The organism is Pseudomonas sp. BLCC-B112, from assembly GCF_028550695.1.
Lineage (GTDB): Bacteria > Pseudomonadota > Gammaproteobacteria > Pseudomonadales > Pseudomonadaceae > Aquipseudomonas > Aquipseudomonas danubii.
In genome coordinates this window covers 42,902-58,140 of record NZ_JAQQGK010000007.1, presented here as the reverse complement: position 1 = coordinate 58,140, position 15,239 = coordinate 42,902, and the positions used below count along the sequence as shown (strand labels likewise).

Here is a 15,239-nt window from a genome sequence, read left to right as displayed (position 1 = left end):
AAAAAAGCGCTGAGGTCGAGGGGCAGCCCGGGAGGCGAGCCTCTTGTTGTCAGTCGATAGGCAGTTCTTCCCAGACCCTACGTTGTTCAAACAGGCGCTGTTCGAGGGTGATGATGGCCTGTTTCACCTGTTCCACGCATTCCTTGATCATGTTCAGGGACAGGTCGGGGCTCAGGCAGGCATCTTCCAGCTGACGACAACTCTCTACCAATTCTTCGCCTTTGACCACGCGCGCAGCGCCCTTGATACGATGCGCCAACTCTGCCAACTCAGCTGTTGCCTGCTCTTGAAGCAAGGTGTCGAGGCTCTGCATGTCCATGCGATTGTTACTGAGCAACTCACTCAAGATGTGATGCAACATCGTCGGCTCGCTGCCCACCAGGGTATGCAATGACTCCAGGTCGAATACCCGAGGAGAGCGGGGGCTGGTGGGCTTCGTGGGGATGAGGTTCTCACGTTCGCTCTCATCGGCCTGTCCCATGGCCAGCAGACGTTCTTCCAACTCATCCAGGCTGATGGGTTTGATCAGGCAATCATTCATTCCCGCCTGGATGCAACGTTCCACTTCTTCCTGCTGGGCGTCGGCGGTCAGGCCGATGATCATCATTGGTTCGCAGGCCTTGTCCCGCTCATCCTGGCGGATCGCCCGGCTCATCTCGGCGCCGTTCATGATGGGCATGTGGCAGTCGGTGATGATCACGTCAAAGTCCTGCTCGCGCCAGAGATGCAGTGCCTCCAGGCCGTTCTCCGCTTCGAACACGTCATGTCCGAGAAAGCACAGCTGCTGCTGCAGGACCTGGCGGTTCACCGGATGATCGTCTACCACCAGAATCTGCAAACGGTGCGTGTAGCGCCTCTTGACCTGAGGCGGACGCTCAGAGGTGGCCGTGCGCTCCAGTACTTGCAAACGCAGCGCCACATCCACCCGGGTGCCATGCCCCAGGGTGCTGCTCATCGACACCTGGCCACCCATCATTTCGCACAGGGAACGACAAATCACCAGGCCCAGCCCCGTGCCCTCGATGTTCTGCACGTTGCGCTCTACCTGTGCGAAAGGTTGGAACAGGCGTTGCTGGTTGCTGGGGGAGATACCAATTCCCGAGTCTTCGACACTGAGCTCGACCCGCAGCACAGCGTTTTCCACTAGCTCGCCGGAAATGGTCACCTTGATAAAACCGGCTTCGGTGAACTTGATGGCATTGCTCACCAGATTGGACAGGATCTGCTTGAAACGCATCCCGTCCACCAGCACATCGCCGTTGATGCTGGAGTCGATCTCGAGGATCAGGCTCAGGCATTTCTGCCGGGCCAGCCCCTCGAACACTCTAGCCACTGATTCCACCAGTTCGCGCAGGTTGGCGCGTTTGGGCGAGAGGCTCAGGCGTCCGGACTCGATGCGGGCAATGTCGAGGATATCGCCGATCAGCTCCAGGAGGCTCTTGGCCGAACTGTAGGCGATTTCAATGCTGGAGCGCTCGATCCGATCGCTGTCGGCGCGTTTGAGCGCCAGTTCCAGAATGCCGATGATGGCGTTCATTGGCGTGCGTATTTCATGGCTCATGGTGGCCAGGAAGGTGGTCTTGGCCCGGCTGGCCTCATCGGCGAGATTCTTCGCCTCCTTCAGTTCCTGAACCAGATGACGGTGCTTGGTTATGTCCAGCCAGCCGCAGATCACGCCCTTTGTGACACCGGTGGCGTCCTGGAATGGCTGAATCCAGTGCTCGATCCAGACGTCCTTGCCCTGCAATTGCACGGCATATACCGAGGTAATGGTCTTGCCGTTATTGATCGCTTGCAGGTAGTTCTGGTGCAGGTCGGGCCCTGCCGCAAAGTGCTCATCAGGCAGTTCCTGCACGGTCTTGTCCAGGACGTCCTCGGCACTCAGACCGACGCTCTGCAGATAGCTGCGGTTGCAGGACAGCATGTTGCCCTCAATGTCCCGGAGATAGAGGGCCGGGGGCATGTTCTCTGCCAGGGTCTCGATAAAGCGCAATTGTTCATTGAGCGTTTTCTCGGCCTTGACCCGGCGTTGCAGATAGAAGACCCAGAGCAGCGACAGCAGGAGCAGCAACGAAGCGCCAGCTATGATTTCGGCGATCATCAACGCGTAGTCGCGCCAGGTTTCGCTGCTCATGCCCGGCGGTGAGCGCCAGCGGTTGGCGATGGCGTTCAAATCGTCCGTCGGGAGGCTGATCAGGGCTTTGTCGAGGATGGATTGCAGTTCCGAATCGCTTCGCCTCAGGGCAAAGCTGGCGGTCGCCTGCCGGGTGTGAATCAGATCGGCAACAGCCAGGCGATTCTGAAACAGTCGGACAATGTAGTAACGCGAGGCCGGCAATGACACCACCGCGGCATCGGCGCCGCCGGTATAGACCATGTTCATGGCGTCCAGCGAGGTGCCGACTTCGATGACTTCGGCTTTCGGGTAGCGCTCGCGCACATGCTGCAGTGTCACGTGTCCGGAAGGGATGGCCAGGCGCTTGTTTGCCAGCTCTCCAGGCCGCTGTGCCATGCCTTTCTTGTCGGTCTGGGTCACGAGGACGAAGGGACTGGTCAGGAAGGAGCGAGTGAAGCGCAGGTTGTCTTCGCGTTGTTCACTGGCAGTCATGATGGCCAGGTCGGCCTCTGATTGGCGCAAGGCTTCAATCTGTTCCGGGTAGCCGCCGTTGCGAGCGGTGACCTGGAAGTCGAGTCCGGTGCGCTGTGATAGCACGTCCAGCAGTTCAGCGGTGACACCCGAGAAAACGCCATTGGCGTCGAAGAAGGCAATGGGCGCCAGATCGTCATTGATCACCAGGCGTATGACTGGGTTGCGGGCTATCCAGCGCGACTCTTCCGGCGTCAGTGCCATCCTTTGGTCCGACGCAATGAAGCCGCTACCCACCCAGCGCCGACTCAGATTGAGGAGTTTTTCCTTACCGATCGCGTCGATGCTCTGGTTGATAATCCGCAGCAGGCGCTGGTTATCCTCTTGGAGCGCATAACCGTAGCCGCCTTGGGAAAAGTCGGCGAAGCGCTCGAACTTGAGAAAGCCGTAGTAGGAACGATTGATGCGGAAATAGGCGCTCAGAACATCGTCCACGTACATGTCGGTATGGCCAAAGGCTGCCGCGGCTATGGCCTCGTCATGGGTGGGATAGACCATCAAGTGGGCCAAGGGAAAGCGCGACTGCAGTTGCGCGCTGTGTTCCTGGGCCACAGAAACTCGTAATCCGGCCAGGTTGGAGGGCGATTTGCGCAATTCATCCTTGCGTTTGAACAGTGCCAGTCGGGCTTCGGCGAAGGGGCGAGTAAACCTGACGGCCTCGGCAGGCTGCTCGGAGCTGTAGCTGCCTAGCAAGTCGATATTGGCAGCCTGTAAGGCTTGCATGGCCTTTGCCCGGGTGGCAAAGGACACGATCTGGATGCGAACCCCGAGTATCTGCCCAATCAGAGCGCTGACGTCAGCGGTAATGCCCTCGTAGTGATTGTCGTTGTAGCTGACATTGAAGGGGGACGATTCTGTAGCCACGGCACCGATTTTCAGTTCCGACCTGTGGCGCAGCCAACGCCAGTCTTCATCGTCAAGGGCAAGGTCGTGGTGATCGAGGCGTGCCGTGCTGTACAGCGTATTGGGCAAACTCGGAAGCTGGGCCGCTGCCGGTTGAACAGCCAATATCGCCAAGCAGATAAAAAGCCAGAAAAGTCGTGAATGCATGATCGCTTCAGATAGTGGGGGGCCAGATGGCTCGATCAACGAGTCACAACGCAATGAGCGCCCGGCGGGCGGTACAGAACCTGAGCAACGGGTCGCCTCTTTGATCGGCTCTCCCAAGGGACTAACGAATGCAGTAGGCAATGAAATGGCTTTCCGGCATCGGGCGTGCAAACACGAAGCCCTGGGCTATGTCGCATCCCAGTTCCAGTAGGCGTTCCTGCTGCTCGCGGGTTTCCACTCCTTCGATAATCAACGACATACCCAATGAACGGGCGAGCGCCACCGTGTAGCTAATGATGGCGCTGCTTCTGGGGTGATGCCCCATCTTGCGCACGAAAGTGCCGTCGAGCTTGATCTGGCTGAAGGGCAACTCGCAGAGGCGATCCAGGGAGGAGTAGCCCGCACCGAAGTCATCCATGGCCAAGCCGCAGCCCATCACCCGCAGGCGTACCAGATTTTCCAGGCTACTGGCGGGAGCGCTGATCAGACTGGTTTCGGTGATTTCAAAGGTGATGCTGCTGGATGGAACCTGAAACAGCACGAGCAGGGCGGCAATGGATTCGGTCAGGGTCTGGGACGCCAGCTGTGATGGGTGCAGATTGAACGAGAAACTCAGGGGAATGCCTTTTTGCGCCAGTTTGCGGCGCAAGGCCAGGCCCTGGTCGAACAGTTGCCAGAACAGGCGGTCCAGCAAGCTGTGGTGTTCCATGATGTGCAGGAAGTGCGAAGGCGGCAGTACTCCCAGCTGTGGATGATTCCAGCGGGCTAGCGCTTCCGCCCCTTGGAGCGACGCGTTGTCGAGTGCCACCTTGGGTTGGTAGTAGGGTTCGAATTCGCCGTTGTCCAGGCCGCGAATCACGTCCGCCAGGGTGGGTAGTTCGGACTTTTTCAGAGCAGTGACCAGACCGTGGCGCTGGTCCTGATAACGAGTCAGCAGGGTGGTCAGGCGCTCCAGATTGAAGGGCTTGCCCAGATCACCCAGGAAGTTCAAGCCCAGGCGCCTGATCATCGAGACGGTAGTTTGGCGCAGAATCGGCTCGATCTGGCTGCACAGGATCACGGAGTGCAGTTTGCCGCTTTGGCTGGCGTGGCGCAGGAAGGCCAAACCGTCCATTCCGGGCATTTTCAGGTCACAGATGGCAATGTCCATCCTTTCGCAGTGCTCCAGCAGTGCCAGGGCTTCACTACCGCTGGCCGCTTCATGCACCTGCCCAGGCATCACTTTTTTCAGTGCAGTGACGGTAACCAGGCGTTGCAGCGGTTCATCTTCCAGGACCAGAACGTTCAAATTTTGCATTGCCGGCTCATGTCATTATTTGCCGGTCATAGTGCTAAGGCTCTAGAGTTGCAGCCATTAGGCAAATCCTTATGTGCAGTAGGAAATTTCTCATTGAAAAATCAGACTGTCTGATTCCTTAAGGAGGCGTCATTAACCCCTTGTATCCTCTGTTATTTGCCGGGAATCTGAAATTTCTGGACGAGATCAAGGTGCTGTGCACGAAATTTCTACATGACATCAGCGTCTTTATACGGATACGTAAGTTGCAGCATACAGGGTGCGGTTACGTATATTTTCCGGTCGGTCCGGCTCAACCGAAGGCCGGGTTTTTAAGGTGAAGTGACAATATGCACAGCGTATTGATAGTTGACGATCATCCTGTTGTTCGGCTCGCCGTTAAGGTCTTGCTGGAAAAGAACAACATGCGGGTGGTGGCCGAAACAGACAATGGATTGGATGCGCTGGAGTTGGTGCGCGAGCATGGGCCGGATGTGGTAATCCTCGATATCGGTATTCCCAAGCTGGATGGCCTCAAGGTGCTTTCACGTATCAAGGCTCTGGGCTTGCCCACTGAAGTGCTGGTGCTGACCTCGCAGTCGATTGAAAGCTTCTGCAGACGCTGTATTCAGCTGGGAGCTCGGGGTTTCGTCAACAAGGAGGAGGATCTGGGCAATCTGGTTGTGGCTCTGAATGCTGTGTTGGCCGGCTACACTTTTTATCCGTCGATGGCTTTGGATGTTTCCACGCCCACGGCGGAACAACAGTCTGAGGCGGAGCAGATAGGCCTGCTGACTGATCGGGAAATGATCGTGTTGCAGTATCTAGCACAGGGACATTCCAACAAGGCCATTGGTGAAAAACTGTTCTTGAGCAACAAGACAGTCAGCACCTACAAGACCCGACTGTTGCAGAAGCTGGGGTTGGAGTCGCAAGTAAGCCTGGCGGAGTTTGCCAAGCGCAATGCTTTGATTCCATAAAGTGAACATGGTCGGTTACTTGTAATGTCGAGTTTTCACTTAGTTGTGTCTGGATCGCTACCGAACGATGGGGCATGCCGTGTTTGCTCGTTGTGCATGACTTAGAAAGTATCCGGGCAGACACCTGAGTGAAATGCATGGCATCTGTTTCTATTGGGTTTCAGGGCTCATCCTGGATAAGCCCTGAAAGCTCTTGTTGCTTAAGCTTTTTCTCGTTGGGTTTCAGAGGTAATCGCTGCAATCTTCACGGCTTGTTGGCTTTGTAGATGCCTGTTGATCAAGAGCGCGTTGAGCATCCCGGTCGAGTGGTCCTGATTGTTTCTTCAGCGGTCGATGATGTTGTGCTGTGGTCCGTAGGGCAGTCGGGTGATGTTTTCCGCGCCTTGGGAGTTGACGATCAGAATGTCGTGCTCACGATAACCACCGGCACCTGGACTGCCTTCGGGTAGCCTGATCATCGGCTCCATGGACACCACCATGCCGGGCTCCAGCACAGTGTCCACGTCTTCGCGAAACTCCAGCCCGGTCTCGCGCCCGTAGTAGTGATTGAGGATGCCGAACGAGTGGCCGTAGCCGAAGGTCCGGTATTGCAGCAAGTCGTGTTCCAGGTAGATTTCGTTCAACTGTCGGGCAATGTCGCTGCAGCGGGCTCCGGGCTTGATCAGTTGCAATCCGGCCTCATGCACCTTGAGGTTGATTTCCCACAGCCGCAGATAAGCGTCGGGACAATGCCCAAGGAACAGTGTGCGCTCCAGCGCGGTGTAGTAACCGGCGATCATCGGGAAACAGTTGAGGCTGAGTATCTCTCCCGGGCTGATGCGCCGCGAGGTCAGCGGATTGTGTGCGCCGTCGGTATTGATCCCTGATTGAAACCAGGTCCAGGTGTCCATCAATTCGGCTGCGGGAAAGGTCCGGGCGATTTCCCGCACCATGGCCTGTGTGGCGTGCAGGGCCACATCGTATTCCGATACCTGATCCTCCAGGGCATCGATGGCGGCGGCCCCGCCGATGTCGGCGATGCGTGCACCCTGGCGGATCAGTGCCTGTTCTTCGACTGACTTGAGCATGCGCATGCTCATGCACGGGGCAGCAATATCCAGGAGTTGCGCCCGAGGATAGAGCTCGGCGAAGGCCTGGTGGCTGGGCAGGGTCAGTTGATCGAACTCCAGGCCCAGCCGTGCTGCCTGCGGCAAGGCCTGTTTGACCGCGACGAAGAAGTTGCCCCGGTGCCAGTCGGTGTACACCACCTGATCATCGCAGACCGCCCGACGCCCGGGCTGCCCGCCGTCGATATTGTTGCTGATCAGCACGCTACGTTCCCGGGTCACCACCAGGGCGTACTGACGGCCGAAAGAGCAATACAGGAAGTCGGCGTAGTAGTTGATGTTGTGGTAGGAGGTGAACAGCGCCGCGTCGATATCCTGTTGGGCCATATAGGCTCGCAGCGTGCTCAGGCGCTGGGCGTATTCTTCAAGGGAGAAGGTTGAAGGGACTTTTTCACCGTTGTGGATCTGAAGGGTCTTGGGCATCTGCATGGCACGGGTCCTTGTCTGCAATGAGCGATGCGCGGCGCCACACTCGGGTGGGCCATGAAGCGGCATTGCAGCAGACCGGGGAGGTGTGGGCATGCGTGATACCGACCTTGATGTGGTTGTCAGCGCGGCGGTTCAAAGGGGCAGGAGAGGTTGAAACATAGGCTTCTTTCATGAAGTGCACCGCTAAACCGGGTAGCACAACCTAGTAGTTCTTATAGGTTTTGCCTGGTCGGCTCCTATCGAGCGTGGCATTCTAGGCCCTGCTGTTAAGGATCAGACAGTAAGGAGACTGAACGGATGCAAAGCAGGCTCGCGGAAGTTAACTCTCGTCTTTTGCTCGGAAACACATTGCATGAGCGGATGGCGGGGACCATGGAAGTGGCCTCGGGGTTGGGGTTCGATGCCCTGGTTTACGACTACAGTCCGGTGCCTTTTGATCAGCAGGGCGAACTGATCATTCCCAGTGCAATGGTCTGCAATACCCCAAAGGACTGGCTGGAGCTCTGGTGCGACGAGGGGTATTACCATATCGACCCGGTCCAGCAGGTGGCGCTGGACAGCATTTCTCCCTTTATCTGGTCCTACAGACCCGAAGCGGAAACCGTCTTGCGCCAGGCTATGGGGCAGCAGCACGCGCCGGTATCGAGTTACCTGCAGCATCATCAAATGTCCCATGGCATGACTGTTCCCATTCACTTGCCTGGTGGTGGTTTCGCCAGCCTGACCGGTTTGCGCTCGGGCAGTACCCAGGTGGCCTTGCATGATCTGCAACAGGTCTTGAGGGATTTCACGCTTCTTTCTCATGCTCTGCAGGAACACCTCTACCCACCGCTCAGTAAAAGCATTCGCAGCTATCCGGTTCAACTGACCAAGCGCGAGCGCGAGTGCCTGAAATGGGCGGCCGAGGGCATGACCTCTGGTGAAATTGCTGAACGCCTGCAGCGTTCCGTGGCCACCATCAACCTGCATCTGACCTCGGCGATGCACAAGTTGGGCGCCAAGAATCGGGTTCAGGCCGTGGTTCGAGCCGTTCACTATCGCTTGCTGGAAAACTAAAGCGAGCACAACCGGCCCGGTCTTATCGCTGATACGGGGGGGCGAGGCCGAAAATGACACAGGGTGATCGTCATCAGGGAGTGATGCGCAATGAAAGCAAGTAAACCACCACAGGAAGGTTATGCCTCCTTTGGCTCCTGGCAGACCTGGTATCGGGTGACGGGGGATCTGCAGAATGGTCTGACGCCCCTGGTGATATTGCACGGCGGCCCGGGCTGCACTTATGACACCGTTGATGCCTTCAGGGATGTGGCGGCCAGTGGCCGGGCGATCGTTCAGTTCGATCATCTCGGCAGTGGATTTTCCACTCGCCTGGAGGACAAGCCTTCTTCATTCTGGAGCGTCGAGCTGTATCTGGAAGAGCTGAACAATCTTCTGGATCACCTGCGCATCAGTGAGGACTACGCCTTGCTCGGACACTCCTGGGGTGGGGCGCTGGCCAGCGAGCATGCCGTCTTGGCCCCTGCGGGCCTGCGGGCCCTGATCATCGCCAATGCCCCGGCCGACATGCGGACCTGGCAGGCTGAAACCCTGGGTTTGCGTGAGGCCTTGCCAGAGGGGGTCTTGCAGACCTTGATCGGCCACGAGCAGGCTGGAACCCTCCATAGCGCCGAATATGTGCAGGCGTCGCAAGTGTATTTTGAACGGCACGTGTGCCGGCTTCGGCCTTGGCCGGAAGAGGTGGTACGCATTTTTTCCAGGGGATGTTGCGCTACCACGATGGAAAGTGTGCCGCAGCGGGCTAGGAATTTCCCTCTCCTGAGCAACCTGCAGGACTGGAGCGTTGTCGAGCGCCTGCCGCGAATCAAGGTGCCGAGCCTGCTGATCTCAGGGCGTTACGACGAAGCAACCCCTGTAGTGGTCAAACCCTATCTAGACAACGTTCCGAACATTCGCTGGGCACTGTTCGAGAACTCCAGCCACATGCCCCATATCGAGGAGCGGGTTGCCTGTATGGGAACGGTGGTGAGCTTTCTGGATGAGTGTCTGTAGCACACGCTTCGCCCGCCCGTGCACCCCACTACCTTGCGTAGCGGGGCGTACTTTCAGGCGCTTAGTGCAACTTCAAGCGTGGGTCGGTGCCTCGTCCAATCCGGCTGCCGAGCATCAGCATCGCCGTGCGGAACACTCCGTACAGGGCCATTTGGTGCATGCGATACAGCGAGATGTAGAACATCCTCGCCAGCCAGCCTTCGAGCATCACGCTGCCGGTGAGATTGCCCATCAGGTTGCCCACCGCCGAGAAGCGCGAGAGCGAGATCAGCGAACCGTAGTCGGTGTACTTGTAGGTCGGTAGGTCTTTGCCTTCGATACGCAGTTTCAGCGATTTGGCCAGCAGTGAGGCTTGTTGGTGCGCAGCCTGGGCCCGTGGCGGTACGTTGCGGTCGCTGCCGGGTTGAGGGCAGGCGGCGCAGTCGCCGAAGGCAAAGATGTTCTCGTCACGGGTGGTCTGCAGGGTTGGCAGCACCTGGAGCTGGTTGATGCGGTTGGTTTCCAGGCCGTCGATGTCCTTGAGGAAACCCGGCGCGCGGATGCCGGCAGCCCACACCTTGAGGCTGGCGGGAATGGTCTGGCCATCAGCGGTGATCAGACTGTCGGCGGTCACCTCACTGACTGAAGCGTTGGTCAGCACTTTGACCCCGAGTTTCTCCAGGGTCTTGTGCACCGGCCCGCTGATGCGCTCGGGCAGGGCCGGTAGCACCCGTGGCCCGGCTTCGATCAGGGTGATGTGCATGTTTTCCGGGAGGATCCGATCCAGGCCGTAGGCGGCCAGTTCATGGGCGGCGTTGTGCAGTTCCGCTGCCAGTTCCACACCGGTGGCACCGGCGCCGACGATGGCCACGCTGATCTGTTCCACGGCATCTGTCTGCCCAGCGTGGGCCCGCAGGTAGTGATTGAGCAGTTGCTGGTGGAAGCGTTCGGCCTGTTTGCGGGTGTCGAGGAACAGGCAATGCTGGGCGGCGCCCTGGGTGCCGAAGTCGTTGGTGGTACTGCCCACGGCGATCACCAGGGTGTCGTAGCCCAGTTCACGGGCCGGCAACAGTTCTGTGCCTTCCTCGTCATAGGTGGCAGCCAACTGGATCTTTTTCTGTTGACGATCGAGCCCGCTCATACGGCCCAGCTGGAACTCGAAGTGGTTCCATTTTGCTTGGGCAACGTAGTTGAGTTCGTCTTCGGAGGAGTTCAGTGAGCCGGCGGCCACTTCGTGCAGCAGGGGTTTCCATATATGGGTCAGGTTGGCGTCCACCAGCATCACACTGGCGGTGCCGCGCTTGCCCAGGGTCTTACCCAGGCGGGTCGCCAACTCCAGGCCGCCGGCGCCGCCGCCAACGATGACAATACGATGAGTCATGGGGATATCTCGCAAGGCTAAAAGAAATCGGTGCAGTCAACCGAGCGAGCGCGATGCAGCTCATAGCGTCAGGTAACTGATAAAACGGCTCAACAGGCCCAGGGCGACCGTCACCACGACCACCACCACAAGGAGCATCCACGGCCGAAAGGGCCGGCGCTCGACTCGGTGCTGGGGCAGTTGCAGGTATTCTTCGACATGGCGTTGGTCGTCGGGGTTCAGGCGGCTGCTCATAAAGGGCCTCGTCAGGTAGACGTCGCAACACAGGGGAATGTTACAGCGCGATGCAATCGAGCATTTACCGAGCATAGCCGCTGCGCGTGGGGGCTCGATGACGAAGTCCCGGCGTTGGCAGGCAAGAGCGCTTTTTTACCATTGCCCGGGATATTGCGCCATGCCCAGGCGAGGCGGATTGACGGACTTTACAAACTGATGCCGACGTCGAAAACGATACTGCGGCCCAGGTTGCTACGCAGGAACTCCGGCGCATCCGGATGGGCGAACAGCACCCGGGCGAAGGTCGGTCCCACCAGGGACAGCGAGCGCCAGCCCTGGCGCAGGTATTCGGTGGGGGGCGGGAAGTGGCTGTTCAGATCCAGCACTTCACGTTTCAGGGCGGCGAAGGCGATGATGTCCAGCTCCCCGAGGTTCATCCCACGCTCCTTGTAGTTGTGGGCCTTCTTGCGCAGGGTCGGCCCCAGGCGCAGCAGCAGTTCGTTAGCCGGGATGCGCTTGGGCTTGGCTTCGCGTCGTACCAGTTGGCTCAGGGAAAATGCGCTGCGCCGGCGTTGCAGTTCGTCGCGCCATTCATCATTGAGTCGGCGGCCTTCATCAAGGACGAAGAACACCTCGAAGCTGGCCTCGCGAAACAGCACATCCGGCGGTTCCTGCCCGGCGGCGCTGAATTCGTCGTTGCGATAGGGAATATTCAGGCCTTGCAGCAGGCGCTGGCAGACCCAACGCTCACGCTCCCATTTGCGGGCATTGGACAGAAACGCGTTGGCTTGTTCGGCCTGAATGGTGAGCAGGCGCAAAAAATCTGAGTCATCCATATCCCCAAGCTTAGCGCTCAAATATGACCTTAAAAACCACGCTTCTCGAAAAACCTCTGCACCCGGTGCCTGGCGGTGCTTGCTGGAGCCTGCCCAAGGGCGGTGTAGACTGTTTCCCGTCCTACCCCTCGATAAGGAGTGTGCAGTGAAACGCTGGTCAATTCTGTTGCTGGGCCTGTTGCCCCTGTGGGCCCAGGCCCTTGAAATCGGTGAGCGTCTGGCACCCTGGACCTTGCTGGATCAGTTCGATCAAGCCTACAGCCTCGATTCACACGCGCAGATCCTGCTGGTGGCGCGCGGTATGGACGCGGCCAAGGTGGTGAACGGGGCGCTCAAGGACAAGCCCAAGGATTATCTGCAGGCGCGTCACGGGGTGTTTGTCGCGGATATCCAGCGCATGCCGGCGCTGATCGCCAAGATGTTCGCAGTTCCGGCCATGCGTGATTATCCCTACCGGGTGATGCTCGACCGCGAAGGGCGTGTGGCCTCTCGTTACCCTGCCGCCGAGGACAAGGTCTTGTGGTTGCAGTTGCAGGACGGCCAATTGGTGTCTCGGCAGGAATTCACCACCGTCGAGCAACTGAAGACTGCGCTGGAGAAAGCCCGGCCATGATCAGCGCGGCGCTGCTGTCACCGGCAAGCCTGAGCATCGGCTGGCTGCTGTATGTGCCGGTTCTGATCTGGGCGGTGTGGCGGGCGCCCTGGGTCGAGCTGTTCACCGACAGTCGCCGTCAGCATCTACTGTTCGGAACGGTGTTTGCGTTGTTTCTACTGTGGTTGGTGCGCCGGGATTTCGATACTGGAGTGTCTTATCACTTCATCGGCATGACGGCGGTGACCTTGCTGCTGGATTGGCCACTGGCGATTGTCGGTGGCCTGATTGCGCAGCTGGGCTTGCTGGCACTGGGGCGACAGGAACTGGCGGCAATGGGGGTCAATGGCGCCTTGCTGATCCTGTTGCCGGTGGCGGTAACCGAGGCCTGTGCCGGTCTGGTGGAGCGGGCTCAACCGCGCAATCCCTTCGTCTATATCTTCTGCTCCGGATTCTTCGCCGCGGCCCTGTCGGCGTTGTTGTGCCTGCTTTGTGGCCTGGGGCTCTTGTGGCTTGATGGGCGTTTCGCCATGCCCGAATGGCTGGAGGATTTTGTCGGCTACCTGTGGCTGATCATCTTTCCCGAGGCATTTATCAACGGCATGGTGATCAGCGCCCTGGTGGTGTTCTGCCCGGAATGGCTGGAAACCTTCAATCGCACCCGCTACCTCAGTGCGCCCTGGAAGGATGAGGACCCGCGCCCTTGATCCATATCAACTCCGAGCCTGGGGCCGCGCTGCATGCTCGGCAAAAATCTCAGGAGTGCGGTCATGAGCGTCTATCAGTGGGCCCGGCAAGAAGTGCGCGACAGTTTGCACAGTGCCCAGCAGGAAGGGTTTGAACCGGGTTTGAGCCTGCGGGCGCTGCTCAGCGCGGTGGTGCAGCAGAGCAAGGGCGTACGTAGCATCGAGGATCTGGCTGACGAGTTGCAGTTCCTCGCGGAGAACCTCGACGACGATCAGGACTACAGCTTCATGCGGCCCTGATCGGCGTCGGTTCGAGCACTCAGTGAGCGCGGGGCGGCAGTTCTTCCGAGAACAGTTCGTCCTCGGCATCCGGGCTCACTGGAATCTTGTGTTCCTCGGCGGCCCAGGCCCCCAGGTCGATCAATTTGCAACGGTCGGAACAGAACGGCCGGTTGGTGTTGGTCGCGATCCATTCCACGGGGGCGCCACAGGTTGGGCATTCGACGGTCAGGGGTTGGCTCATGACTGGCCTCCACGCAAAGTTAGGTAAAAGTGATGCAGGCGTTCGACCTCGCTGCGCAACCAGGCGTGATCGCGGTCGTTGACCAGCACATCGTCGGCGTGACGCAGGCGCTCCTCGCGGCTGGCCTGGGCCTGGAGAATCGCCTGGACCTGCTGTTCGCTGATCTGGTCGCGCTGCAAGGTGCGTTCGATCTGCAATTGTTGCGGCACATCGATCACCAGAATCCGTTGGGTCATCCGGAACTGGCCTGACTCGATCAGCAGTGGCGACACCAGGATCGCGTAAGGCGATTCTGCACGGGCCAGATGGCTGACGATCTCCTCGGCAATCAGCGGGTGCAATAGCGCCTCCAGCCAGCGACGCTGTTCGGGGACTTCGAAAATCAGCTTGCGCAGTGCCGCGCGATCCAGTTGGCCGTCGGCCTGCAGCACGCCGTCACCAAAGTGCTGGGCAATCTGTTCCAAGGCCGGGCGGCCCGGTTCCACCACCCAGCGAGCGGCGTGATCGGCATCGATCACATGCACTCCCAGGTCGATGAAGTGCTGGGCGGCAGCGCTTTTGCCGCTGCCGATGCCGCCGGTGAGGCCGAGGGTCCAGGGTGTGTTTACGGAGCGAGTCATTGGAAACCGACAAACTGCAAATAGAAGTCGGTTATTTGACCACCCCAGAGCAAGGCAATCCAGCCGGCAATGGCCAGAAAGGGGCCGAAGGGGATGGGCGTCGAAGTCTTGGCCCGGTTCAGGCGCAACAGGACAGTGCCGAGAATCGCTCCCACCAGGGAAGACAGGAGCAAGGTCAGCGGCAGGATCTGCCAGCCGCCCCAGGCGCCAAGCATCGCTAGCAGCTTGAAGTCGCCGTGGCCCATGCCGTCCTTGCCGGTCAGCAATTTGAACAGCCAGAACACTGACCACAGGCACAGATAGCCGAGTACCGCGCCCCACAGGGCATCCTCCAGGCTCGCCAGTACCTCGAAGCTATTGGCAATCAGTCCCAGCCACAGCAGTGGCAACACCAGCACGTCTGGCAGCAGTTGGTGATCGGCATCGATCAGGCTCATGGCCAGTAACCCCCAACTGAGGATCAGCAGCAGGCCCGCGGGCCAGCCAAAACCGAAGTGCCAGGCGACGTACGCCGAGATCAGCCCGCAAGCCAGTTCGGTTAGTGGGTAGCGCGGGCTGATGGCGGTCCTGCAGTGGGCGCAACGGCCCCGCAGCCACAGATAGCTGAGCAGGGGAATGTTTTGCCAGGGGCGGATCGGTTGTGCGCAATGGGGGCATTGGGAGTGGGGCAGCAGCAGGTTGTAGGGCGCCGCCACAGGTTCCGGGGGCAGTCCCAGCACTTCGTGGGCTTGAGCCCGCCAATCGCGTTCAAGCATCTTCGGCAGGCGCCACACCAGCACGTTCAGAAAGCTGCCCACGAGCAGCCCCAGTACCAGGGCCGCAGTCACGAAGGCCAGGGGGTAAAGGGTCATGGCTTCAGTCAAGGACAT

15 protein-coding genes are annotated in these 15,239 nt (G+C 59.1%); 6 read left to right on the top strand and 9 right to left on the bottom strand.

Annotated features, from left to right (window positions below; translation table 11 throughout):
• Positions 1–49: 49 nt before the first annotated feature.
• A complete protein-coding gene (locus PQT43_RS19465; protein ID WP_336314624.1) occupies positions 50–3,697 on the bottom strand; it encodes a transporter substrate-binding domain-containing protein in 3,648 nt (1,215 codons plus the stop codon).
• Positions 3,698–3,818: 121 nt separating this feature from the next.
• On the bottom strand, positions 3,819–4,994 hold the full coding sequence (locus PQT43_RS19460; RefSeq protein WP_267268935.1) for an EAL domain-containing response regulator: 1,176 nt from the start codon (positions 4,992–4,994) through the stop codon (positions 3,819–3,821).
• Positions 4,995–5,323: 329 nt separating this feature from the next.
• Here PQT43_RS19460 and PQT43_RS19455 point away from each other — a divergent pair, with 329 nt between their 5' ends.
• The gene (locus tag PQT43_RS19455) at positions 5,324–5,953 is read left to right on the top strand and encodes a response regulator transcription factor (RefSeq protein WP_267268934.1); all 630 of its coding nucleotides are present in this window, start codon (positions 5,324–5,326) and stop codon (positions 5,951–5,953) included.
• A 323-nt stretch (positions 5,954–6,276) separates the two neighbouring features.
• Here the strand turns inward: PQT43_RS19455 and PQT43_RS19450 are convergent, their stop codons facing one another.
• Positions 6,277–7,488 (bottom strand): M24 family metallopeptidase, encoded by a 1,212-nt coding sequence (locus tag PQT43_RS19450; RefSeq protein ID WP_272754447.1) that lies wholly within the window; start codon positions 7,486–7,488, stop codon positions 6,277–6,279.
• Between the two features lie 297 nt (positions 7,489–7,785).
• On the opposite strand from PQT43_RS19450, the gene PQT43_RS19445 reads away from it, so the two are divergent.
• Together PQT43_RS19445 and PQT43_RS19440 are read left to right on the top strand one after the other, a co-directional pair.
• A complete protein-coding gene (locus PQT43_RS19445; RefSeq protein ID WP_102882242.1) occupies positions 7,786–8,544 on the top strand; it encodes a LuxR family transcriptional regulator in 759 nt (252 codons plus the stop codon).
• Between the two features lie 90 nt (positions 8,545–8,634).
• Positions 8,635–9,537, top strand: coding sequence for a proline iminopeptidase-family hydrolase (locus tag PQT43_RS19440; RefSeq protein ID WP_110597073.1), 903 nt, complete (start codon positions 8,635–8,637; stop codon positions 9,535–9,537).
• 61 nt (positions 9,538–9,598) lie between these two features.
• Here the strand turns inward: PQT43_RS19440 and PQT43_RS19435 are convergent, their stop codons facing one another.
• The 3 genes from PQT43_RS19435 to PQT43_RS19425 form a co-directional block, all read right to left on the bottom strand.
• Complete coding sequence (locus PQT43_RS19435) at positions 9,599–10,897, bottom strand: NAD(P)/FAD-dependent oxidoreductase (RefSeq protein ID WP_102865469.1); 1,299 nt, start codon at positions 10,895–10,897, stop codon at positions 9,599–9,601.
• Positions 10,898–10,957: 60 nt separating this feature from the next.
• A complete protein-coding gene (locus tag PQT43_RS19430) occupies positions 10,958–11,131 on the bottom strand; it encodes a DUF3094 family protein (RefSeq protein ID WP_043274580.1) in 174 nt (57 codons plus the stop codon).
• Positions 11,132–11,319: 188 nt separating this feature from the next.
• Positions 11,320–11,949 (bottom strand): DUF1780 domain-containing protein, encoded by a 630-nt coding sequence (locus PQT43_RS19425; RefSeq protein ID WP_102882240.1) that lies wholly within the window; start codon positions 11,947–11,949, stop codon positions 11,320–11,322.
• Between the two features lie 145 nt (positions 11,950–12,094).
• On the opposite strand from PQT43_RS19425, the gene PQT43_RS19420 reads away from it, so the two are divergent.
• From PQT43_RS19420 to PQT43_RS19410, 3 genes are all read left to right on the top strand, one after another.
• Positions 12,095–12,562: an FAD/FMN-containing dehydrogenase gene (locus PQT43_RS19420; RefSeq protein ID WP_123390441.1), complete on the top strand. Its 468-nt coding sequence runs from the start codon at positions 12,095–12,097 to the stop codon at positions 12,560–12,562.
• Positions 12,559–13,248 carry an energy-coupling factor ABC transporter permease gene (locus tag PQT43_RS19415; RefSeq protein ID WP_102865472.1) on the top strand — a complete coding sequence of 230 codons (690 nt, stop codon included), beginning with the start codon at positions 12,559–12,561 and terminating at the stop codon, positions 13,246–13,248. The genes PQT43_RS19420 and PQT43_RS19415 overlap by 4 nt, the downstream gene beginning before the upstream one ends.
• A gap of 63 nt (positions 13,249–13,311) precedes the next feature.
• Complete coding sequence (locus PQT43_RS19410; RefSeq protein WP_102865473.1) at positions 13,312–13,527, top strand: hypothetical protein; 216 nt, start codon at positions 13,312–13,314, stop codon at positions 13,525–13,527.
• 19 nt (positions 13,528–13,546) lie between these two features.
• Here the strand turns inward: PQT43_RS19410 and yacG are convergent, their stop codons facing one another.
• From yacG to PQT43_RS19395, 3 genes are read right to left on the bottom strand one after another with little or no spacing between them, the layout of a single operon-like run.
• A complete protein-coding gene (gene yacG, locus PQT43_RS19405; protein WP_267268931.1) occupies positions 13,547–13,750 on the bottom strand; it encodes a DNA gyrase inhibitor YacG in 204 nt (67 codons plus the stop codon).
• Positions 13,747–14,370, bottom strand: coding sequence for a dephospho-CoA kinase (gene coaE / locus PQT43_RS19400; protein ID WP_123390443.1), 624 nt, complete (start codon positions 14,368–14,370; stop codon positions 13,747–13,749). Before coaE ends, yacG begins: the two co-directional genes overlap by 4 nt.
• Positions 14,367–15,239, bottom strand: coding sequence for a prepilin peptidase (locus PQT43_RS19395; protein ID WP_267268930.1), 873 nt, complete (start codon positions 15,237–15,239; stop codon positions 14,367–14,369). Before PQT43_RS19395 ends, coaE begins: the two co-directional genes overlap by 4 nt.